The organism is Exiguobacterium sp. JMULE1 (assembly GCF_013337175.1).
Lineage (GTDB): Bacteria > Bacillota > Bacilli > Exiguobacteriales > Exiguobacteriaceae > Exiguobacterium_A > Exiguobacterium_A indicum.
This window is the reverse complement of the sequence record NZ_SGWC01000002.1, coordinates 1,065,198-1,088,176: the sequence shown is the minus strand read 5'-3', so window position 1 is coordinate 1,088,176 and position 22,979 is coordinate 1,065,198. Positions and strand designations below refer to the sequence as shown.

The following is a 22,979-nucleotide window of genomic DNA, read 5'->3' as shown; positions in this document are numbered from 1 at the left end:
TGTCTTCCTCCTTTCTCAGTCGATTGTCGGTCATGCGTCGAGCGGGAGTTGAATGATGAATGTACTGCCCTTTCCTTCCGTTGATTGGACGGAAATAGCTCCACCATGATCAAGCACGATCATGCGACAAATCGCGAGTCCTAAGCCGGTTCCACCGATTTTACGTGTATCCGAGTTATCTGCTCGGTAAAACTTATCAAAGATATAAGGTAGGGCTTTCTCTGGTATACCGAGCCCTTCGTCCGAAATCTCAATCCGTAATTGATCCGACTGGTTTGACCCTTTGATCCGGATTGCGCCACCTTCAGGTGAATATTTAATCGCGTTCATGATCAAGTTCGTGAACAGCTGTTTCATCTTTTCACTGCTTGCTGAAATCGTATAGGTGCCTGGATCGAACTGGACACTGATGCGATGCGCGCGACTCGCGAGATCAAACATCGGTTTCATCTCGAACATCAATTGTTTCACATCAAGCGGTTCTTTTTGCGTCCCATGCGTCGAATCTTCTCCTTTTTGAATTTCCAAGATGTCATTGATCAATTCCGCCAAACGAACGGTTTCTGAATGAATCGTCTGCAAATATCGCTTTTGGCGCTTCGGATCCACTTCTCGTTTCATCAATAATTCCGTGAAGCCCATGATGGAAGAGAGCGGTGTCCGCAACTCGTGCGACACGATTGAGACGAATTCTGCCTGCTTAAGATCAAGTTCCTTATCTTTCGTCACGTCCCGTAAGACGAGCATCATGCCCCACTCGACGTTTGCGATCGCAATCCGCTCGGCGTAAGCACTGAGTAGCAAGTTCCCCCGAAACGCTGATAGTTCGATCGTTTCTCCCGGAATATCTCCATTCATCAGTTGACCGATGTAGTCATGGAGTGCGTCTGGCTGATCGACATGTTCAAACAGCGACGTCGCCCGTTCGTAGGCGTGGCGGAATCCTTGCGCTTGATTGACGAGCTTCGGTGGAAACATGTTCAACAAAGCTTGGTTCGCATAGATCTGTTCCCCACTACTCTCGATGTATAGGACAGCTTCCCGAATCGAGTCGAGGAGCTGATACGTCTTGATTTTTTCATGCTCCATCTGATGGAACAGGAGATGGCGTTCAAGCGTCATTCCGAGTTTTCGTGATAGATCAAGTAAGTCCCCGACTTGCTCTAGATTGAACTGAGGAAAAGCATGACGAATATAAAGTAACCCGACGACTTGTCCATTACTTGGAGATTGGACGGGGATCGCCGATTCGAACTGATCGCCAATCGGTAATTGAACCGATTTACGCATGACGAACGCCCGACGTAAGACAGAATATTGATCGAGATCTTTTTCGATCAGCTCCATCTCGTCGATGCCTTGCGCGACGAAATGATTCAACTGTTCACGACGGTACAAGAGGATGGCACCTTCTTTTACATCGAGCAGTTGCAACAGGATCGTCAGGACGGTCTCACAGGCCGCTTCGACATTTTGCGTCGCTAACGCTTCCATGATTTCATTGCGTTGCTTCAATTTCAGTTCGACTTCTCGTAAATTCTGTTGTAATCGATTGATTTCACGTTGATCGAGTGATGTGAGTCGTGCCTCAGCTGATGCTGGAACCGTTCCTTGGCGCAATCGGTAAGGACGGTCCTTCGAGTGGTCGCGTAAGATTCGTTTCAACGTGTATCCTCCTTTCAAAATTCATTCCTGTTACAAATTATAGCATGGTCCCTATTTGATCGACAGTTCGAGTACTGTCTTCCTTATATGCTGCTTTGCACTAATGCGCGAAATGCCTCTTCAAAGGCCCGGTCCGCATCGCGCGTCCGTTTTTTCGGTCCTTTCGTCCGTCCACCCGCTCGTCGGATTTGTTGTCCGACATGGCGTGTATGAAGCAATAGATCGATATTCTCGTTCGTAAACTGACGACCATTTTGGTCCATCGCGAAGCCTCCTCGCGCTAAGACGAGTGCTGCTAAACCGTAGTCTTGGGTCACGACGAGATCGCCACGTTTCATCCGATTGACGATCGCGTAATCGACGGCATCTGGTCCTTGTCCGACCGTGATCGTCGTCGCCCCCTCCCGCATCATCTGGTGTGCTGTATCACAAACTAAAAAGACGTCACGTCCCTGTCGGTGTCGAACGACGAGATCGACAACGGGACATCCGTCTGCATCTACGAAAATAGACATCTGAATCCTCCCTTGTTGTTTCCACTATCAGTGTCACAAACCAAAAGATTTCTTGTCAAGTCGCGTTTCCCATTTGACCGTTTCTTCGTTCTTTCGGACAATGGAAAAGAGAGGATGTGTTGAAATGAACGCTGCGACGTTCCAATCTTTTTACCTGTTATTGAAAAAAACGAAACCCCCGGTCGGATTATTATCCGCTGCCGTTTCCGTCTCCGTCATCCAAGCGCTGGCAGCACTCGCCATCCCTTGGTTCTTAAAGACGTTGATTGACGGTTTTACAGTCGATCGACTGACTCCGCAGCTGATCAGTTTGTTCGTGATCGTCTTCGTCGTCCAAGTCGTCGCGAACGCCTTGTCCATCTATTGGTTACAGATCGTTGGTCAACGGATCGTCGCCAATTTGCGGACGCTCTTATGGAAACACCTGTTGACCTTATCGATTCCGTTCTATGATGAGACGAAATCAGGTGAGCTTGTCTCTCGGCTCAATAGTGACGCTACGACACTCCAGCAATTGCTGTCGGAGCAACTCGTCCGCCTGCTGACATCACTCGTCTCGATCATCGGAGCGATCACGATCCTGTTCTTCCTCGACTGGCAAATGACACTCGTCATGGTCATCGCTGTACCCGTGACGCTACTAATCATCATCCCGCTCGTGCGGAAGTTGCATAAGATATCTCGTGAGACTCAGAAGGAACTCGCGGGATTATCCGGTTTTTTTGCCGAGATGCTCGGTGAAGTCCGACTCGTCAAATCGCAAGCGACTGAATCCTATGAGCTCGACCGTGGGAAAACTCGCATCGAGAATCTTTATGGCTATGGCGTCAAGGAAGGACGAATCCAAGCCCTTTTGTTGCCAATCTTTAACGTCACCTTGACGACGATGTTGATCTTGATCATCGGCTTTGGTGCCTACCGCGTCGCGACGAACCAGATCACAGCAGGTGAACTCGTCGCCTTCTCACTCTATTTGTTCCAAATCATGACGCCACTCGTGACGATGACTGAATTCATCACGAAGTTACAGAAGGCTCGCGGGGCGACAGAGCGAATCATCGAGCTTCTCGATGAGACACCGGAAGCACCTGGAGCGCTTGTTGCGCCGCGTCCGTTTACGGACGTCACGGTCGATCACCTATCATTCGGATACAATGAGACGCCCATCCTCCAGGATGTCAGCTTTACGTTACCACGCGGCAAGACGACAGCGATCGTCGGTCCGAGTGGATCCGGGAAGACGACATTATTCGCGATACTGGAGCGATTCTATCAACCGACGTCCGGGCAAATCCGACTCGGAGATCAATCCATCGCTGATTTAACGTTATCGTCTTGGCGCCAAGCGATTGGTTATGTTGCCCAAGACTCCCCTGTTTTATCGGGAACGATCCGTGACAATCTCGTTTACGGTCTTGCGGAAGACGTCAGTGAAGACAAAATCCGGGAGGCTGCACGGATGGCGAATGCCGATACGTTCATTGAACGTTTTCCGGAGGGGTATGCAACTGAAATCGGGGAACGAGGTGTCAAGTTGTCTGGTGGTCAACGCCAACGGATTGCGATCGCACGTGCACTCCTCCGAGATCCGGAAATTCTATTGCTGGATGAAGCCACGTCAAGCCTCGACTCTGAGTCCGAGCGGGTCGTTCAGGAAGCACTTGAACGATTGATGGTCGGACGGACGACGTTCGTCATCGCCCATCGTCTCGCGACAGTCCGTCATGCCGATCAAATCATCGTCCTTGAAGATGGTCGGATTTCCGGCATCGGGACACATGATCGTCTTGTCGTCGACAATCCATTGTATAATAAGCTCGTAACGCAACAATTCATCGGCACGGAACGTGCAAGGGGGAATCACGTATGAAGACAGTCGGTTTCATCGGATTAGGTGTCATGGGACAAGGCATGGTCCGCAATCTGCGCAAGGCAGGTTTTACAGTCAAAGGATACAATCGTACGAAAGAAAAAGGACTTGTCCTTGAAGCAGATGGTGTCGAGATCGTCGATACGATTCAAGACGTCGTCACGGATGTCGACGTCGTCATCTCGATCGTCGGTTATCCGCAAGACGTCGAGCAGATCTACTTCGAAGACGGAATCCTCGATCATGCGGCACCAGGAACGATTCTGATTGACATGACGACATCCAGTCCGGCTCTTGCAGAACGCATCGCGCAGGAAGCGGCAGCACGCGGTCTTCAGGCACTTGACGCACCTGTCACAGGTGGTGACCTCGGTGCGAAGAACGGAACACTCGCCATTCTCGTCGGTGGTGAAGAAGCGACTTTCGCACAAGCGAAGCCATTATTCGAAGCGATGGGAAAATCGATTTCACTCTTCGGTGGTCCTGGTAAAGGACAATCGGCGAAACTCGCGAACCAAATCGCAATCGCCGGCTCGATGATTGGAACAGCGGAGATGCTGTTGTTCGTCACGCGGTCCGGGATTGACCCGACGCAATTCATCGAGACGATCAAATCTGGTTCTGCCGGTAGCTGGAGTCTAGAGAACTTGATTCCGCGCGTCATCGCTGAAAACTACTCACCTGGTTTCTTCGTCAAGCACTTCATCAAGGATATGCGGCTTGCCCTCGAACGCGGCGCTGAGATGGGCATCGCGACACCTGGTCTTGCACTGACGAAGGATTTATATGAACAACTTGCTGAGCTGGGTTATGCTGATTCCGGTACACAAGCACTTTATCTGTTGCTCGCTGAACGTTCACGCGCTTCGGTAGAATGAGCAAAAGCCTGTACGCTACGTCTACTGACGTAATGTACAGGCTTTTTTCGTTCATCCCTCGACGGATGATTGACGTGTTGGTTTCAAGCGTTCATAGAAGTGTGCCATCGTCGTATCGAAGTATGGCGTCAAGAAGATGACCCCCACAGTACTAAGTAGTGCGAGGATACCCCAGCCGATGAAACTCAGGTAAAGCATGATCAGTTCACGCTTATGCCCTTTCATCATCCGACGACTCTCACCGAGTACTTGCCAAAACGACAATTCCGGTCGGTCGACCAAAATGTACGGAACGAGGCGATACGCTAGATAAAAGTACAATGCCGGTAAAATCAAAAATGATCCGACATAGACCAATACCGTCACGATCGCGTAAGCGGCAATCGTCCGGAAAGCACGTCGAAACGAAGAAAATCCTTCGAATAACGTTCCGATGCCAGCAGATTCCCCGCGTGTGAAGCGTAAGTAAGCAATCGTTCGTCCGACCGTCACCGGAGCAAGGACGATCGTTACGACCATGTTCAGTCCGGCGAAACGGACCATGCTGTCAATGTCATCTCGATCAAAAGACATCCGGCTTGCTGCAAGCGCAAAGATCAGGAAGTAGATGATCGAGATGCTTAGCCCGACCAGCCAGCGTCCTTTTAGTGTACCAAGGGCGTCTTGTTTTAATTGTTTAGGATTCATGTCGTACTCCTTCATTTCCACTATTTCCATCTTTGATTCTAGCGTAGTCCCGTTAAAAAACCTAGTTATCCCACTCTGCTTTTCAAACGCATCACCGAATCGTCGAAAATCCGTCACGAACACATACAAAAAAATCCATTTCTCTCATCTCATCAGATTTGAAAAATGGATTCGTGCGGTATAGGATTAGCCGAGAAGTCGTTTCAATGCTTCAACACGTTCTTTTTGAATGATACCGTCTTGTAAGACAGCGGATCCCACATGTAGTTCCGATGCCTTCGTCGCTTTAAGAAGCGTTTCCGCATTCTCAAGCGTAATCCCGGACCCTGGTAAGATGATCAAGTCTGGATGTTCCTCGATCAAGCGCGCAATCGTCTCTTTTCCTTCTAGTGCCGTCGCTTGACCACCTGACGTCAAGATCCGGTCGACTTCCGGAAAATCAGCGAGCACTTCTGTCGCTTCGAAAATATCACGACTACTGTCGATCGCCCGGTGGAACGTCAGTGACAGTTCCCCTTTATGTTTGATAATTCGACCAAGGAAGCCTTCGTCGATGCGACCGTCTGCGGTCAATGAGCCAACGACGATCCCGGCAGCACCGAGTTCACGGATCAAGTCGATATCCGTGATGATCGTCTCCTCATCTGATTTCGAATAGACGAACGACTTACTATGTGGTCGAACGAGGACGTGAACCGGAATCTCGACCGTCGAGACGACTTGACGAATCAGTCCATAGCTCGGCGTCAACCCACCTTCGGATAATGCGGAAACGAGCTCGATCCGGTCCGCTCCGGCTTGTTCTGCTGCGACCGCTTCTTCTACGGTCGATGCGATGATTTCTAACATGATGCATCCCTCCCGCATCAGTGTATCATGAGACGACCATCCAGTTCACGCGTTCGTTGAACAGTTTCATCTCCCACGATGGTGGATAGGAGGCTGGACTGAGGACGATCTTTGCACGCCGGAACTCTGCCACCTTATATTTACGATTGCCTTGGAATTCATCATTTGCCAAAAAGGCATAGACGTCCTTCGTACAACTGATGACGGCTTTTTGAATCAGTGAGGATTCAATATCATCGCTGACGAAGCCACGCTCGATTTCAGCACCGTCAAACGATAGAAAACAAGCATCAAAAGCGTAAGCATCGAGCGCCTGCAAGACTTCGACTCCGACCGTCTGCCCGTAAGCATCGACTGTCCCACCGAGTAATCGAATTTCACCTTTGAACGGTCCCGTCTTACGGCACTGCTCCAAGTGACTAGCGACCATCAGTGAGTTCGTAACGATTGTCGCGTTTCCCGTTAAATACGGCAACAGATGCTCGACCGGCTCACCTCGACCAAGAAAGATACAGGAATAATCGCTGAGCCATCCTTTCGCATAACGCGCTAAACGGCGAGATAACTGATCCGTCCGACGTGAGATCGGTGTCTCTCGTTTTCCTCCTTGATAGATGGCGCCACCATAGACGCGCTTCAATTGCCGTTCCCGTTCGAGTTCCTCTAAGTAGCGTCGTACCGTTTCTCCCGAGACATCGAGACGTTCGATCAAATCCTTCGTCATGACTTTCCCTTCCTCTTCCAGCCATTCCATGATGCGTGATTTCCGCTCTTCTCCTAACAACGACACGTGCGCTTCCCCCTTCACAGACAAGTTCTAGTTCTAGTGTATCGAACGTCTGTAAAGGTCTTGTAAATCAGATGTAAATAAACGTGTAGTTCCTATGAAATGTCGTTGAATTCGTCCGTTATCCGACTTTTTTCACAAACAAAAGACGCATCCGCATCTCAATGAACGAGATGTAGATGCGTCTTAATGACTCATTCAGACGGTTTCTTTGCAAAGAGTGGAATCTTAGATTCTGTTCCTTGGCGAATCCGTTGGATGTTCTCGCGGTGCTTGAAGATGACGAACAAAGCAAGAACCGTAAAGAACGTCGGAACGATCCAATCGTTCGTCAAGAAGCCGATGGTGATGGAAACAACGATTCCGACACTTGCCGCCACGATTGAACTGAGCGACACCATCCGGCTCAGACGAAGTGTCGTCAAAAAGGAGACGAGCAGGAAGATGAACAGAACAGGGCTCGTCACGAGCAACATCCCTCCGGACGTCGCAACTGCCTTTCCGCCTTTGAACTTCGCGAAGATCGGATAGATATGACCGATGACAGCTGCTAATCCAGCAAACAACGGATGTATATCTGCTCCCATTAAGATTGGAACAAGGCTTGCGACGGCTCCTTTTCCGAAATCACCGATCAATACGATGATTCCCGCCTTTTTTCCCAAGACACGGAACGTATTCGTCGTTCCGAGATTCCCGCTACCATGTTGGCGAATATCCATCCCGTGTCCCCACTTCCCGACAAGAAGTGCGAACGGTATCGAACCAAGCAGATAGCCAAGAACTAAAATCCCTATGATTTCAATCATAGTCAACCTCCAACCTCTTAGTGACCGACTTTCATATATTCCTCAAGAGTCTGTCCGTTATTTTTAATTTGTGTCGCGACATCGACACCGACATAACGAATGTGCCATGGCTCATACGTATAGCCTGTCCGTGATTGGAAACCACGATCGTAGCGCACGATGAAACCATATTTGGCTGCGTTATTCGCAATCCATTTTCCTTCTTTCGTATCACCAAGGGCAGCTGTTAACCCGTTACCAACGCTTGGTGCCGAAATATCAAAAGCAAGACCTGTTTGGTGCTCACTGTTACCAGGACGAGCTGAATATTGATCAGCAGCTGCCTTGCCATCACGTGCGACATAATTATTATACAATACTTTTTGACGTGCGCCTGAACGGAATCCGCTGACAGCGTTCAATGTCACGCCTTCTTTTTTAGCAGCGGCGAACATCTTTTCCATCTGTTTCGCAGCCGGCGCCCGCATGTAGCTTTGCTCGAGCACGCCCGAGTATGAGAAGCTGACGTTCGGGACGACAAGATCCGATGGCTTGTAGTCGATCGGCAAGCCGTATTTCTTATTGACGACGACGAAATTACCCAGTGATAGATTTGCTTTGGCATTTGCTGATTTATCGACGTCCGGTGTTTCATCTTCTGGTTTCGACGGTTTCTCTTGTTCTGGATCCTGAGATGAACTATCCGGTTTATCCGTCGATTCGTCTTTGTTGTCTTCTGTTTTGTTCTCTGAAGCTGGTGTATCGTCTTTTTGTTCTTCTTCTTTTTTCGTCTCATCCGAAGAACCTTGATCTTCTTGCGTTGCCGCGTCAGACGAATTGTCTTCTTGTTTTGCTTCTTCTGACGTATCGTCTTTTGCTGTTTCGTCTGTTTTATTTGTTTCGTCTTTGTTCGTGTCTTTTGCTGTGTCTTCTTTTTTCGTTTCGTCGTTTGATTGTTTTGTCTCATCTGATTTCTGTTCCGTTTTCGTTGTATCATCCGCTTGTTGATCCCCAGGATTACATCCTGCAAGGAGAAGCGCTAACGTACTGACGGTTACGATTTTTTTCATGAGTAAGACCCCTCTTCTTTTTATGCTTCTCTATGTTACCGCTAATCGTTCCATCCGTCGAGTCTACTTCCGACAGATAGAGTAAGTCCCTACCTTACTTCAGCTTCTTTATTTTCGCAAATGATTCTGATTTTGTCATCGGTCGTTAGTACCAAGTGCTAAATTTTACTGTTCAGACTGAAAAAGAAAAAAGCAGAACCGATTCAAAAATCGATTCCGCTTTTGATGTATCTCTTCACGCTTCCGTTAAGAGTGCTGCGTCCGTCTCGCTCATCTTCTCATAAATTTCGTGCCAGTTCGGGAACACCTTCGGCAAGCGAATCGGTCGGAAGTTTTCTTTCTTGACGACGACGTGTGTCGTCTTCGCAGAGACCGCAAGCTTCCCGTCCGGATGTTTGACCGTATAGCCATAAATCGTCCGCAATCCATCGTAATGATCAATCCAGACCGTGACGACCGCTGTATCACCGTACGTCAACGAGCGTTTGTAATCGAGATTGACATTCGTGACCGGGGAGACATAACCCGCATCTTCCATCTCCTTGTAATCAAGACCCAAGGACTGGATTAATTCTGTCCGTGCGAGTTCCAAATAGACGAGATAATTCGAATGATAGACGATGCCCATCATGTCCGTCTCGGCGTAGCGGACAGGTATTTCAATCGTGTGCATGTAGCTTCCCCCTTAAAAATCCTCTTTTTCAAGATAGGACCATTCTGAACCGGACAAGCTAACTTTGTCAATTAATCGCATCGACTGCTTCGCGATCGCCTGTTCGACGATCGTGATCGCCGCCCGTGCGTTTCCGTTCGGAACGACATCAATCTTCTCGGTAAGCGTCAACCGTGCGTCCTCCGTCAGCTCGTATCCGAACCGTGCTGCGTATCCTTCAATGATTTGAATCAACTCGTCTGGCGAATAATTCGGGAAGTGGAACGATCGCTTAAAGCGTGATTTCAGTCCTGGGTTACTCGCAAGCAAAGCGTTCATCTGTTGCTCGTAACCCGCAAGGACGACGACGAGATTGTCTTGATGTTTCGTCATCTCATCCACGAGCGTATCAATCGCTTCCTTCCCGAAGTCGTTCGCTCCACCGTTTAACGCATACGCTTCATCAATGAATAAGACACCACCCAGCGCGTCGCGAATTGCGTCGCGCGTCTTTTGCGCCGTTTGTCCGACGTAACCGGAGACGAGATCCGCCCGGCTGACGACTTTCAGATGTCCGCGTTTCAAATAACCGCATTGTCGTAACACATCAGCATAAAGCTGCGCGACAGTCGTCTTTCCGGTCCCGCTATTGCCGCTAAAGACCGCATGCAATTCGACCGGTAAGACTTTATAACCAGCTTCCCGGCGACGTTTTTGCATTGACAACAGAGCTTCAATCTGTTTGAGTTCATCTTTAAGATCAGACAATCCGACGAGCGAAGCGATCCGCTCCTCAACGGTTGCGTCCGGTTCTTGCACCATCTCGAAGTCTTCTTGTTCGAGTAAGGCAAAGTCTTCGTGACTGGCACTCTCTCCAAGGCTTGATCCCTTCTTGAAGATCGCATCAAGCACGATATTACGGACGGCGCGTCCATTTCCGAAACTGGCGTCAACTCGTTCTCGCTCAAGCCGTCCGAGCAACGCCCGCTCTGCTTGTTCCGTCAAGACGTAATCGTTCGCGGTCGCGATCGAACGTCCGATGGCGAGCAGCTCCTGATCCGTATAGTCAGCGAGTAGATAATGATTTGATTCCGGGAAACGACTCCGGAGTCCAGGATTCGCCTTCAGGAAATCACGCATCTCTTCTGGGTATCCAGCAAGCACGACCGCAAATCGCCCTGCATATTCCCCACTCGTCATCGCTGCGACGAGCGTATCAATCGCGGCCTGACCATAATCGTTCCCACTTTGTCCGGCACGTTTTAAGGCATAGGCTTCATCGATGAAGAGCACCCCTCCGACGGCTTCGCGGACTTTACTCATGACCTGTTCTTCCGTCTGACCGACGAACGCACCGACAAGCGATGAACGATCCGTCTCGACGACTTCCGGTCGTTCGAGAAGTCCGAGCTCGTGATAGATTTTTGCCATCAGACGGGCAAGCGTCGTCTTTCCGGTTCCGGGGTTACCCATGAAGATCATGTGTAGCGATGGTTGATCGCTTGAACGGTAGCCATCTTCCGATCGTTTTTGTTGATACTTCAAGAAGCGATACATATGATGGACCCGTTGTTTGATGTCTTCGAGACCAATCATCGCGTCGAGTTCTTCGAGTGCTGAGCGTTCGACTTGTTTGCTTTCGACGGGGAGCAAAGCGACGACACGTTTGAGATCCTGGATTGTCGTCGCTTTCAGTTCCGTCATCTCGCGAAACGCTTCTCGGGAATAGAAACGCTCTTGCAAGCTATCGACGAATGTCTGCGCTGTCTGTTCAAGCGTGGCACTCGAACGCAGTAATGCCGTTCCAGCTTCGAACAGTTCCGTCCAGCGACCAGCATCCAATCGACGCAACCGTTCCGTCAGTTCGACGATTTGTTCCGTCTCCTCGACGATTTGGCTTGCTTGGAGAATCAGTTCTTTCGTCGCTGATCGTTTGGCGTTCGCATTGTCCGTCTCGCGAATCGTCGGAAACGTATGCGCAACAAGGCGCTGATACGTACTTTGTAATTGTTGTTCCGTCAACAACTGCTCAAGACGAGCTGGCAAACGACCATGCTGACGGATTTCTTGCATCCAACTCTCAGCTAAGGCATCCAGTCGTCCCGTCATGATATAGCGATGTTCGACGAGTAACGCCAAGATGCGGACGAGTGCTTCCGTCTCTCCAAGCAACCGGCTACTTTGAGCATACCGTAAGGCGAGCACCTCCTCGACCTTCGCGCCCTCTTCCCACGCTTTGATTTGATTGAACATCTCCTCTTTCGAGAATGCTTCCATGTTGAACCTCCTGCGTCTCGAAAAAACCGACTTTGTCCGCTACCGTTTCGTAGCGTCATCGCCGGTCGTTTCTTGTTTATTTTGCTTTTAACCAATCCGGATCGAACGTATCGATCGTTTCAAAACTCTTCATCTTGACAGAGTAGAACAGTTTACCGTTATTACGTGACTCCGCACCGAGTACTTTCGAACGGTCGGAAGCGACATAATACGTTGCTTGTTCTTGGTTGTTTTCTTTATCGAAGATCGATGGGTATTGTTTGATCCAGTCTTCTGGTACCGTGCTTGATGGTTCTTTTTTCACATACACGTCTGCTGCCATTCCAGCGATGTCCGCTTCTCCCTCGACTTGTCCGAAGTCACCTTTGTTGATGAAGGCGAGGATCTGTTCGTTGAAGCCACGTGAGAGGAATGGGCGCGGCGCACTGACACTTTTGCCGGCTTTCGTCTCATTGACTAACTTCCCTGTCGCATCATACTCACGGAACATCGTCCCGTTCCAGATCGCAAGCGATCCTTTTGACGGACCGTCTACGACTTCTGTCCGGAAATGACCTTTGTCATTAAAGACGACTTCATACGTGCGTGATTCAAGTTCATCTTTTTTCGTCGCGAGCTTCTTCTCAACATATTGGATGCGTGTCATCGTATAAAACGGTTTGACCGTCGCGGCTTTTTCATCGCTTGCGGTCTGCGTCTTGTTCAAGAGATAAAAATTGTAGGCAAGGAGGATCGCCATTGCCACGATTGCTACTGCAATCCACGTGCTCGTTCGTTTCGTCATGCCATGTACACCTTCCTAGCTCAAGTCTCTATTCCTTATCATCGTATCGGTTTTATAAGGAGAATACAAAGGGTTTGTCCGAGATTTCACGATTTCTGACTAAATTCGTCAGACTTTTGAACAAATCAGAAAATGGTCAGGACGACAAAAAAAGGCGAACCGAATGAATTCGGTCCACCCTTGATTACGTTTATGCTTCTTTCGGCGTCAGCGAGACGATCATCGACTCATCGACCAAGTAATAGCTATGATGCGGCATTTCACGCAAATAGCCATCTTGAAACAACATCGCGCAGTCGACTTGGAACGTTTTGCTATACGGTTTCAACGGGAGTTTCTTCACCCGGTCAAAATAGCGATCGACGGCAACCTGGACATGATCCATCTCATAGACAAGTTCTCGGTCTTTTGCCTCCATGATGGTGAATGTCTCACGCGACATGTAAAACACTTGTGTCGAACGTGCTTTCAAATACGGCTCCAACTGCTTTAAGTCGATGCGTTGTTCGTTGTCTAAAAGCACTGTCCGATTCGTCCCTTTCGGTAGTTCGGATTCAAAAGCATGCGTCGCTTGTTTGACTTCATCAAGCGTCACGTCACGCATCGGCAACGGCTGGTCTTCCTTCGGTTGAAACCACTTCTTGAATCGGTTCACCTTTTTCCTCCTCTCGTCAAAAAAAGGTGGGGTTTCCCCCACCTTTGATTAGACAACTTATGCTTGTTGGAGACGCTCACGAAGGACCATTGGAAGGATCCCGCCGTGACGGTAGTAATCGATGTCGACTTCTGAGTCGAAACGAGCGATCGCTTCGAATTCAGTGACTTTTCCGTCTGCCGCTGTCGCTGTGACTTTAACGATGTCACGTGGACGAACAGACTCATCGATTGCGATGCTGATCGCTTCTTCACCTGTTAAACCAAGTGTTTCAGCTGTCGTGCCTGCCACGTATTGCAGTGGAAGAACACCCATCATGACGAGGTTTGAACGGTGAATCCGCTCGAAGCTTTCCGCGATGACGGCTTTGACGCCGAGCAAGTTCGTTCCTTTTGCTGCCCAGTCACGTGAAGAACCCATACCGTAATCTTTACCAGCGAGGATGACGAGACCTGTGCCATCTTCTTTATACTTCATCGCAGCATCGTACATCGCCATCGTTTCGCCTGTTGGCCAGTACGTCGTGAAGCCACCTTCTGTACCTGGTGCGACTTGGTTACGGATGCGGATGTTCGCGAACGTTCCGCGCATCATGATTTCGTGGTTACCACGACGTGAACCGTATGAGTTGAAGTCTTTTGGTGCAACCCCTTTGTTGACGAGGTATTGACCGGCTGGTGTCGTTTTCGAGAATGAACCCGCTGGTGAGATGTGGTCCGTCGTAACCGAATCAGCAAACTTACCGAAGACACGGAGTCCGTTGAGGGCTTCGACTTGACCAGCTTCCTTCGCCAAGTTCTCAAAGAACGGTGGGTTTTGGATGTACGTCGACTCACCGTCGAAGTCGTACTGATCCCCTGTTGGCACATCAAGGTTGTTCCAACGTTCGTTTCCTGTGAAGACTGAATCGTATTCTGCACGGAAGCTTTCTGGTGTGACGACCGTGTTGATGATCGTTTGGATCTCATCACGTGACGGCCAGATGTCAGCGAAGAAGACTTCTTGTCCGTCTTTGCCTGTTCCGAGTGACGCGTTCATGATATCGACGTCGACTGTTCCTGCAAGTGCATACGCGACGACGAGTGGCGGTGAAGCCAAGTAGTTCGCTTTGACGAGCGGGTGGACACGACCTTCGAAGTTACGGTTACCGGAGAGGACAGACGATACGAGTAAGTCTGAACCGAGGATTGCGTCTTCGACTGCGCGGTCGAGTGGACCAGAGTTCCCGATACATGTCGTACAGCCGTAACCGACCGTGTTGAAGCCGAGTTCGTCAAGGTACGTTTGGAGTCCTGATTTCTCGAGGTAATCCGTAACGACCTTCGATCCTGGCGCAAGTGATGTCTTGACGTATTTTGGAACCGAAAGACCGAGTTCGATCGCTTTTTTCGCGACGAGTCCAGCACCGATCATGACGTATGGGTTTGATGTGTTCGTACAGCTCGTGATCGCAGCGATTGCCACGTCACCCGTACGCATTTCAACTGCTTCGTCTTCGAACTGAACGACAGCGACTTTGTTCGCTTCTTCTTCCGCTAAGCCGAATCCAGCGTTTCCTTGTGGAGCCGTCAACGCTTTTTTGAATGATGTATGAACATCCGTCAAATCGATCCGGTCTTGTGGACGTTTTGGTCCAGCAAGGGCAGGAACGATTGTCGAAAGATCGAGTTCGACTGTTTTCGTGAATGTTGGATCTTCGTTTTGTGGCGTGTAGAACAAACCGTTTGCTTTCGAGTAGTTCTCGACTTTTTCGATCAATTCTTCATCGCGACCTGTCAGACGAAGGTACGTCAATGTTTCTGTGTCGACTGGGAAGAATCCACATGTTGCACCATATTCTGGCGCCATGTTCGCGATTGTTGCCCGGTCAGAAAGTGACATCAAGTGGAGTGATGGACCGAAGAACTCGACGAATTTACCAACGACGTTCTCTTGACGGAGCATTTCCGTTACACGAAGGGCAACGTCTGTTGCTGTCGTTCCTGGGTGCATCTCACCTGTAATGCGTACACCGATGACTTCTGGTACTGGGAAGAACGATGGCTGTCCGAGCATGCCCGCTTCCGCTTCGATCCCACCGACTCCCCAACCGAGGACGCCAAGACCGTTGATCATCGTCGTGTGTGAGTCCGTTCCGACGAGTGTATCCGGGTACACATCAACTGTACCGTCTGCTGTTTCCTTTTCAAGGACGACAGATGCCAAGTACTCGAGGTTAACTTGGTGGACGATCCCTGTTGCTGGTGGTACGGCACGGTAGTTATCGAATGCCGATGTCGCCCAGCGAAGTAATTTGTAACGCTCTTCGTTACGTTCGAATTCGAGATCCATGTTTTCTGCAAGTGCTCCAGCAAAACCGTAAGCATCGACTTGAACCGAGTGGTCAACGACGAGGTCGACTGGTACTTCTGGGTTGATGACCGATGGGTCTCCACCGAGATCTTGCATGGCTTTACGAAGTGACGCGAGGTCAACGACCGTTGGAACACCTGTGAAATCCTGAAGGATGACGCGTGACGGTTTGAACGGAACATCGACATCGTTCGAAACTTGAGCTGTTCCCCATTTCGCCAAGTTCTCGACGTGTTCACGTGTGATCGAACGACCATCTTGTTGACGAAGTACTGACTCGAGTAGGACACGAATCGAGTATGGAAGACGTTTGACTTCCGTCAATCCGAGTTCTTCCAATTTTTCAAGACTATAGTACTGATAATTCTTACCGTTTGCTTCAAACGAACGGCGTGCGCCAAAGACATCTTGCGACACATCTGTTTGCTTCATGGTGATTCCCCCTTTAAGTGTTCACGACATCAAGCCCCTGATACCGCTTACTTGTACAGTTCTATCATAGTATAATATGGATTCCGTTACAATTTGAAAGAACAAAAGACTTTCGATAAGTTTTACTTATTGCCGATATTAGAAAATTATTCTGTTGTCCTGTTTTTCTCATATTTCCAGTCTCGCGTTTCCATTTAGAATGTTCAGGGTACTTAAAAAGTGTAGTACGATATCCGATTCTTGTGGAGGCGTTTATTATGGCGAAATACAAAAGCGATGCAACGCACGTTATTACGACAATCATTTTTAGTGATTTAGAAAAAGCAAAAACAGGCTTTGCGATGATTAAGGATCTCGAGGCAATCAAAGAAATCGAGATGGATCAGATGGTTCTCGCAAAACGTGACGAAGCAGAGGGCTTCTCTTTCATCGATGCCATCGACTTCACACAACAGGACCAATCCTTCAAAGGCTCATTGATCGGCATGGCAATCGGTGTCGTTGGTGGTCCGTTCGGTATGCTCGTCGGCTCCGTTGCTGGTTACTTGATTGGTGCGAACCGGGATGAGAAGAACGAGCGGGAATCATTTGATTTGTTCAATCGGACGCTGAATCAGATCAATCCTGACCATTACGGTGTCATCTTGATCAGTGAGGTCAACGAAGATTCAGAAGCCGTCAATGCGATCGCCGCTGAACTTGGCGCGACGATTCGTCGGACTGGTGAGACATTACCGGATGGTACGGTCTAATCAAATCAGAGTTGTCACCTTTACGTTCTCGTTTTAAACGGGGACGTTTTTTAATTCCTGGATCACCTGTTTTGCTGCTTCCTGTGTCGTGTCAGGATCTACTTTGTTTAATGAATTTTGTTGTACGGATATGAGGATGTTTTTGTAGCTAATGATGAGGAGCTCGCCGTAACTACCGTTTGATTGATACTGAACCAGATCATTGCCTATGTATCGATTCGTATACGCAAAATGAATCGCTAACTGCGTATCTTGTTTTTGGTTTTCAAAATAAAGTGTCTCCTGGGTCGATGGCGTATCAATCGTTCCGTCAACCGTTAACCATCTTCTCTTCTCAAAACTCAAGGATTGGTCGACAGCCGTGAAGTCTGCACCGATCGTACTATCCTTCAACTGAAACTGGTCCATCTTCAAGTGTTCATTCATATGCTTGAACAGCTTTTCATACTGAACTGGATTTAAGATGGGGTGTTTCGTCTGATTCGTATGCGTAGTAGTTTTGACTTCTACTTTTTTCTGTTCCGTCGTGACCGCCTCATCCGTGCATCCAGCGATCAAAAACACACTTGAAAACAGAATCAACATAGTCCCCTTATAATTCATAGAATATCCTCCCCAATTGATAATAACCTTCCATCATTTCGCCTTAAAGTTGTACAGCGGTTTAATGATTTCGACGACATCAACCGTTTCTTTCGTATTACGGATGATTTCGTCCATCGGCTTGTAGACGAACGGCGACTCGTCACGCGTCGATGCGACGACTGAACTTGACCAGACATCGGTCATCGTCTTTTCGAACGCATCCAGTTCAACTGTTTTGAATGCTTTTGACCGCGACATGATTCGTCCTGCTCCGTGTGGCGCGGAATAGTTCCAATCGGGATTTCCTTTTCCTACGACGATCAAGGAACCATCACGCATGTTCATCGGAATGATTGCCCGCTCGCCGGCTTTTGCAGAGATGGCACCTTTTCGTAGAATCATCGCGTCAAGATCGATGTAGTTGTGGATCGTATCGAATTGATCCGCTACCGTCCATCCCATCGCCTCGAAAATGACCTCGGTCATCGCCTGACGGTTCAATGCTGCGTATCGTTGAGCAATCTTAAGATCATGGAGGTAACGCTCCATCGCTTCGCCGGAAACAGATGCTAAATCTTTGTTAAACGTAGACCGTTTTTCCTTCAATTGCTGTAAGGTCGTCTGTATATCCGACTCGCGCCCTTGTTGTTTTAATTCGGCGATGACTTGGTCAGCGTCAAATTGGAAGCGTGCAGTTTCTGCCTCTGCTTGATAATGTTCGGCAATCGTCTTCCCAAGATTGCGACTACCAGAATGAATGACGAGATAGCGCTGTCCTGCTGCATCCTGGTTCAGTTCGATGAAATGATTCCCTCCACCAAGCGTACCAATCGATAATCGTGCCCGTGTCTCGTTAAACGGTGCAAGTACTTGATCAAACGGTACCTGTTCGGACAATGGATGAGCTTGCTGACGTACCGACATGCCACTTGGAACGAGACGCTGAATCGTCGCGTCAAGTTTCGCATAATCGATTGGTTCTTGTTCAGCAAGTCGTGTACATAACATGCCGCAACCGATATCGACACCAACGAGATTCGGTACGACCTCGTCCGTCACATGCATCGTCGTTCCGATGACAGATCCTTTTCCAGCATGGCAATCTGGCATGATCCGGACGCGACTGTCTGTCGCAAATTGTTCCTCTAACATAGCGGTGACTTGCTTAATCGTCAGGTCGTCGACGTTATCCGTGAAAATCTTTGCTTCTCCATACGTGCCTTGAATCGTTTTCATACGATCTATCCTTTCTTTCCTGTCAGTTGATCAATCTGCTGTTTCTTTCATGATTTCAATGAATTGTTTCGTCAGTGTCGTCGGTCCCGTCTCCGTCAACCAGACGAAGGCTGTCGTACTTGCTGCACCGGATAGGTATGTCTGGTGCAGTCCTGTCATATCCAGTTCCCGCAACGTACTCTCCGGCAATACAGTCACCGCCTGTCCACTGCGGACAAGTCCGATCAGCGTCAAAACATCGGAACACGTCTCTTGCGATACTACGCTGAGCCGTTGACTTAACGTCTGAAAGACACCGAGTCCTTCTTGACTCGGAATGATGAGATCCGCGGTCGGGTGATCGGGGTGCCAGACTTGATGAAACGGTTCTTCTTCCATCCATTCAATCGAAATCCCTTGCGCATCAATCGGCAGACGGACGAACGCTGCGTCAAGCGACCGCTCTTTCAACCGTTCGATGAGCGCACTCGATTCTCCTTGGTGGACTTGTAAGATAATGCCAGGATGTCGTCGTTTCATCTGTTCAATCCATTCGACGAGCCGACTGGCTGATAAAGTGTTCACACCAATGCGCAAGATTCCCGTTCGTCCGGCTTCGATGTCGCTCACTTCCATCCGTGTCTCCTGCTCGAACTGTAGCAAAGAGACTGCTCGTTCATATAAGCGGTTGCCGCTCGAGGTAATCCGGATCCCGCGCCCTGCCCGCTCAATCAGACGAACACCTAGCTCTTCTTCCATTCGCCGAATTTGCTGCGTCAAGGCAGGTTGTGCCATCCGTAAGCGCTCCGCTGCTCGCGTGACGGATTGTTCCTCGACGACCGCACAAAAATAGCGGTACTGACGTAAATCCATATTCATCATCTCTTTCATATGTTTTCATGTATAAAGATATATAAATCATAACATCAATCATATGCTATGATGCAGGAATATCTGAAGTTTAAGAAAGGAGCTTTTTCATGAAACAAACGACTTCTACCTTCCAGTGGATCGTCTTTTTACTCGCGAACACGATTGCTTTACCAATCGTCGTCGCCAGTCTGTTCGACCTCTCATCAGTTGAGACTGCTGCCCTTGTCCAACGGTCGTTCTTTGTAGGCGGGATTGCCTGTTTCCTACACGGAGCCTTCGGCCACCGGCTTCCGATCGTATCGGGACCTGCCGGATCATGGGTCAGCATCTTCGTCGTCATCGCTGCACTACCGGTCGATTCAAAAACGGCCTTTACAATCGCGATGGCAGCCGTCGTCATTGCCGGCGTCGTCCTCATCATTCTCGGTTTGACAGGATGGACGAAATACTTATTACCCGTCTTTACACCGCTCGTCAGCGGAACGTTTTTGCTCTTATTATGTATTCAATTGACAGGTGTTATGCTCGGTGCCGTTCTCGCCGTCGAGGCAACACGCCTCGCCGGAATCGTCACGTTCTTGCTCGTGCTCGGACTCAGCCAATTTGGACCGAGTCGCTTACGTCCGTTTGCCTTGATGATCGGAATCATCGTCGGTTGGCTCGTCAGCCGTCCGTCGCTTCCTGCATCATCTAGTTTGTTCGCACCACCGCAAGCGCTACCGTTCGGATGGCCACAGTTTGACGGCAGTGCATTCCTTGTCGCGATTCCGTTCGCGATCTTGCTCGTCGTCAATTTAATTGCCGCTTTAAGCGCCGTCGAAGCGACGCTTCAAAAACAAGGACGTCTGCACCAAGGATTATCCATCGAAGGTGTCATTCATTTACTCGCTGCTACATTCTCGACGCTTGTCCCGGTGCCATTGCCCATCACGAGCGGATTCATCGCGCAAACGGGAAGCCGGAAACGTCGCCCGTTCTTGATTGCCTCGCTCGTCATCGCACTGATCGGTTTCTTCCCAAGCTTGATCGGGATCATCGCGACATTACCGCGTAGCGTTGCGAGTGCCGCGTTGCTTGCGACATTGCCGCACATGTTCCTGATTGCCTGGCAGTCTGCGGAAAGTAACATGGAGAACAGTCGCCGCCGCCATGCGTTTGCGATCAGTGCCGTCATCGGCATCAGTATCTTGTTGCAATCGACCGTCATCGCGGAAGTCCTGCCTTTGACGCTTCGTCCGTTCCTCAGTAACGGATTACTCGTCGGAACGATGCTTGTGCTCGGTTTCGAAATCATCGAAAAAGTGCGTTCTCGTCGCGTAAAGCAAGCGGATCAATTGGCGAGCTAAATGGTATTGTACGACCGGACGATGGCATCATCCTCGCTTTTCTATAAGAGTCGAGGATGAACATTTCGTCTGTTTATTCACCTAAAAAAGTAGCCTTTTCGATGTGATTCGAAAAGGCTACTTTTTTCTCATTTCATTCAATTAAAATCAAAAAGTTATTTTACTCAACGCACTTCCCGCCACCATTTTCGTGTCGTGCTCTCGGGTGTCACACTCTCCCCGATCATTGGTGTCAGAACCGGAATCTCATCGCGTTTCGCTTCCTTGAGCAACCGTTCGACCGGCTCGAACCACGCATGGAACGCGAGGATGAAGGCAGACCAGTGAATCGGCATCAGGACACGACCTTTTACATCTCGATGAGCTTGAACTGTTTGTTCCGGTAACATATGCGAATTGGACCACCGGACATCGTACTGTCCACATTCCATCATCGTCAGGTCAAACGGACCATATTGTTCGCCGATTGCTTTGAAGTGTGGACCATATCCACTATCGCCACTAAAGAAGACCTTTTGCGAGCCTTCGATGACCCATGACGCCCATAGCGTTGAAAATTGATCAAGACCATTTCGCCCTGAATAATGGCGCGACGGAGCCGCTGTCAGTTTGATGCCACCGACTTGTGTCGATTCATGCCAGTCGAGTTCCGTGATTCGCTCAGCCGAGACGCCCCATCCACGGAGACGACTCCCGACACCGAGCGGCACGATGAAGCGACCGACTCGATTTTTCAAGGCGAGGACGGATGGATAATCCAGATGATCATAATGATCATGCGAATAGACAACGACATCAATCAACGGTAGACGTTCGAGATCAACCGTCTGCGTCGTTTGAAAACGTCCTCCCCCCAGTTTCGGGAACGGTGATGGTGCGCGCCCGAGCATCGGGTCAAAGAAAATCGTTTGCCCATCGAGTTCGAGTAAAAATGCCGAATGTCCGAACCATGTGACACGTGGTGTTTCACTATCGTCTTGACGTCGCTGATACGGAAGCGTCGGTAACGCTTTGACAGGACGCAGATTCGGAATGTTTCTTCCGTAATCCTTTAAGATACTTTTCATCGAGTCCCATTCCATCTTCAACTGGAAATCCATCTCATTTTTGAACTTCCCGTCGACAAAACGATCTGATCGTTCGAAACTCAGCCGCTCTGCACGGCTTGGTCGTTTCCCGAAAACTGGGTACCGGTTAATGAACCAAGCACTGGCAAGACCAATTCCTGCTAAAGCTGTCACTATTTTTTTCATGTCATATCACCTCTTCGATGCTCTCAGTATAGCACCTCGATTCCTCTCACATCTCGCTTTGCGACTCCGGACGCGAGAAAAAAAGTGAAGATCACCGATATCGGCGCCTTCACTTCTAGGTATTAGTCGAGATCGTCTGCTTTCCACTTCGCCCGGTCGCTCTTCTCACCGTCCCCGCGGTGATTGGATTCATAGGCGTTGTTCCCTGGATTTTCGACCTTGTTATCATCGTGCCGATGGTCATGATCATGATCGTGGTCATGGTGATGATGGTGCTCATGGTCGTGGTCATGATCGTGATCTCGATCTTTGACGAACAATGCAAGACCGCCACGCTCGACTTCTGCGTAATGCCGTTCTGCCTCATCGTCCGAATGTCCGACACGTTTTAATGTCTCGCGGAGCGGTGGTTCTTTAGAAAATTTTGATTTGACCTGATCAATCCAACTTGCACCCGATGCTTCGTCTGCCGCGTCATCTCGACCGACGACAGAAAAATCCGAATCATGATGCCCCTGTTGTTTCAATTCCTCGATTTTTCGTTCCAGACTCGATTGATCCTGATAGATTCCAACAAACCGTTTCGCCATCACATGACACCTTCCTTTTTCATATGAATTCAAACTCGCTCTGTTTTTACCCTTGTTCGCTTGCCATCAAACGAGATTTCAGGAACGAAAAAACGGACCACTTC

The 22,979-nt window shown here is 49.3% G+C and carries 21 protein-coding genes; 4 read left to right on the top strand and 17 right to left on the bottom strand.

Translation table 11 applies throughout. The features are described from left to right. Positions 1-30: 30 nt before the first annotated feature. Positions 31-1,665, bottom strand: a complete 1,635-nt coding sequence (locus EXW93_RS05715) for an ATP-binding protein (protein ID WP_023467809.1) — start codon at positions 1,663-1,665, stop codon at positions 31-33. Between the two features lie 83 nt (positions 1,666-1,748). Continuing rightward, positions 1,749-2,180 (bottom strand): YaiI/YqxD family protein, encoded by a 432-nt coding sequence (locus EXW93_RS05710; protein WP_055967203.1) that lies wholly within the window; start codon positions 2,178-2,180, stop codon positions 1,749-1,751. A gap of 124 nt (positions 2,181-2,304) precedes the next feature. Between EXW93_RS05710 and EXW93_RS05705 the strand changes: the two genes are divergently transcribed. Both EXW93_RS05705 and EXW93_RS05700 read left to right on the top strand, forming a co-directional pair. Next, entirely contained in the window at positions 2,305-4,050 is a 1,746-nt protein-coding gene (locus EXW93_RS05705; RefSeq protein ID WP_023467808.1) for an ABC transporter ATP-binding protein, read from the top strand. Further along, positions 4,047-4,928 (top strand): NAD(P)-dependent oxidoreductase, encoded by an 882-nt coding sequence (locus EXW93_RS05700; protein ID WP_174316104.1) that lies wholly within the window; start codon positions 4,047-4,049, stop codon positions 4,926-4,928. Before EXW93_RS05705 ends, EXW93_RS05700 begins: the two co-directional genes overlap by 4 nt. A 51-nt stretch (positions 4,929-4,979) precedes the next feature. On the opposite strand, the gene EXW93_RS05695 is transcribed toward EXW93_RS05700, so the two are convergent. From EXW93_RS05695 to acnA, 10 genes are all read right to left on the bottom strand, one after another. After that, positions 4,980-5,615 (bottom strand): DUF975 family protein, encoded by a 636-nt coding sequence (locus EXW93_RS05695; protein WP_035398088.1) that lies wholly within the window; start codon positions 5,613-5,615, stop codon positions 4,980-4,982. 186 nt (positions 5,616-5,801) lie between these two features. Beyond that, the gene (locus EXW93_RS05690) at positions 5,802-6,464 is read right to left on the bottom strand and encodes a copper homeostasis protein CutC (protein ID WP_035398089.1); all 663 of its coding nucleotides are present in this window, start codon (positions 6,462-6,464) and stop codon (positions 5,802-5,804) included. 25 nt (positions 6,465-6,489) lie between these two features. Then, the gene (locus EXW93_RS05685) at positions 6,490-7,254 is read right to left on the bottom strand and encodes a DeoR/GlpR family DNA-binding transcription regulator (RefSeq protein WP_023467804.1); all 765 of its coding nucleotides are present in this window, start codon (positions 7,252-7,254) and stop codon (positions 6,490-6,492) included. 191 nt (positions 7,255-7,445) lie between these two features. Next, positions 7,446-8,060, bottom strand: a complete 615-nt coding sequence (plsY, locus tag EXW93_RS05680; RefSeq protein ID WP_035398091.1) for a glycerol-3-phosphate 1-O-acyltransferase PlsY — start codon at positions 8,058-8,060, stop codon at positions 7,446-7,448. Positions 8,061-8,077: 17 nt separating this feature from the next. Next, positions 8,078-9,109, bottom strand: a complete 1,032-nt coding sequence (locus EXW93_RS05675; RefSeq protein ID WP_174316103.1) for a M15 family metallopeptidase — start codon at positions 9,107-9,109, stop codon at positions 8,078-8,080. Positions 9,110-9,344: 235 nt separating this feature from the next. Further along, entirely contained in the window at positions 9,345-9,782 is a 438-nt protein-coding gene (locus EXW93_RS05670; protein ID WP_023467801.1) for an acyl-CoA thioesterase, read from the bottom strand. 12 nt (positions 9,783-9,794) lie between these two features. Next, the gene (locus EXW93_RS05665; protein ID WP_023467800.1) at positions 9,795-12,038 is read right to left on the bottom strand and encodes an AAA family ATPase; all 2,244 of its coding nucleotides are present in this window, start codon (positions 12,036-12,038) and stop codon (positions 9,795-9,797) included. Positions 12,039-12,114: 76 nt separating this feature from the next. Further along, a complete protein-coding gene (locus EXW93_RS05660) occupies positions 12,115-12,822 on the bottom strand; it encodes a hypothetical protein (RefSeq protein WP_023467799.1) in 708 nt (235 codons plus the stop codon). A gap of 190 nt (positions 12,823-13,012) precedes the next feature. After that, positions 13,013-13,477, bottom strand: coding sequence for a DUF3939 domain-containing protein (locus EXW93_RS05655; protein WP_023467798.1), 465 nt, complete (start codon positions 13,475-13,477; stop codon positions 13,013-13,015). A 57-nt stretch (positions 13,478-13,534) separates the two neighbouring features. After that, positions 13,535-16,261 carry an aconitate hydratase AcnA gene (acnA, locus tag EXW93_RS05650; RefSeq protein ID WP_023467797.1) on the bottom strand — a complete coding sequence of 909 codons (2,727 nt, stop codon included), beginning with the start codon at positions 16,259-16,261 and terminating at the stop codon, positions 13,535-13,537. 257 nt (positions 16,262-16,518) lie between these two features. Between acnA and EXW93_RS05645 the strand changes: the two genes are divergently transcribed. Beyond that, entirely contained in the window at positions 16,519-17,013 is a 495-nt protein-coding gene (locus tag EXW93_RS05645; protein ID WP_023467796.1) for a hypothetical protein, read from the top strand. A 33-nt stretch (positions 17,014-17,046) separates the two neighbouring features. Here the strand turns inward: EXW93_RS05645 and EXW93_RS05640 are convergent, their stop codons facing one another. Genes EXW93_RS05640 through EXW93_RS05630 form a run of 3 tightly spaced genes read right to left on the bottom strand, consistent with a single transcriptional unit; the run spans position 17,047 to position 19,686 of the window. Beyond that, positions 17,047-17,616, bottom strand: a complete 570-nt coding sequence (locus EXW93_RS05640; protein ID WP_023467795.1) for a hypothetical protein — start codon at positions 17,614-17,616, stop codon at positions 17,047-17,049. Between the two features lie 33 nt (positions 17,617-17,649). Further along, positions 17,650-18,834 carry an RNA-splicing ligase RtcB gene (locus EXW93_RS05635; RefSeq protein ID WP_023467794.1) on the bottom strand — a complete coding sequence of 395 codons (1,185 nt, stop codon included), beginning with the start codon at positions 18,832-18,834 and terminating at the stop codon, positions 17,650-17,652. Positions 18,835-18,864: 30 nt separating this feature from the next. Further along, positions 18,865-19,686: a LysR family transcriptional regulator gene (locus EXW93_RS05630; RefSeq protein ID WP_035398096.1), complete on the bottom strand. Its 822-nt coding sequence runs from the start codon at positions 19,684-19,686 to the stop codon at positions 18,865-18,867. A 107-nt stretch (positions 19,687-19,793) separates the two neighbouring features. Between EXW93_RS05630 and EXW93_RS05625 the strand changes: the two genes are divergently transcribed. Further along, on the top strand, positions 19,794-21,032 hold the full coding sequence (locus tag EXW93_RS05625) for a purine/pyrimidine permease (RefSeq protein WP_035398099.1): 1,239 nt from the start codon (positions 19,794-19,796) through the stop codon (positions 21,030-21,032). 164 nt (positions 21,033-21,196) lie between these two features. On the opposite strand, the gene EXW93_RS05620 is transcribed toward EXW93_RS05625, so the two are convergent. Further along, on the bottom strand, positions 21,197-22,285 hold the full coding sequence (locus tag EXW93_RS05620; RefSeq protein WP_035398100.1) for an MBL fold metallo-hydrolase: 1,089 nt from the start codon (positions 22,283-22,285) through the stop codon (positions 21,197-21,199). Positions 22,286-22,407: 122 nt separating this feature from the next. Beyond that, positions 22,408-22,875 (bottom strand): YflT domain-containing protein, encoded by a 468-nt coding sequence (locus EXW93_RS05615; RefSeq protein WP_058713294.1) that lies wholly within the window; start codon positions 22,873-22,875, stop codon positions 22,408-22,410. Positions 22,876-22,979 lie beyond the last annotated feature (104 nt).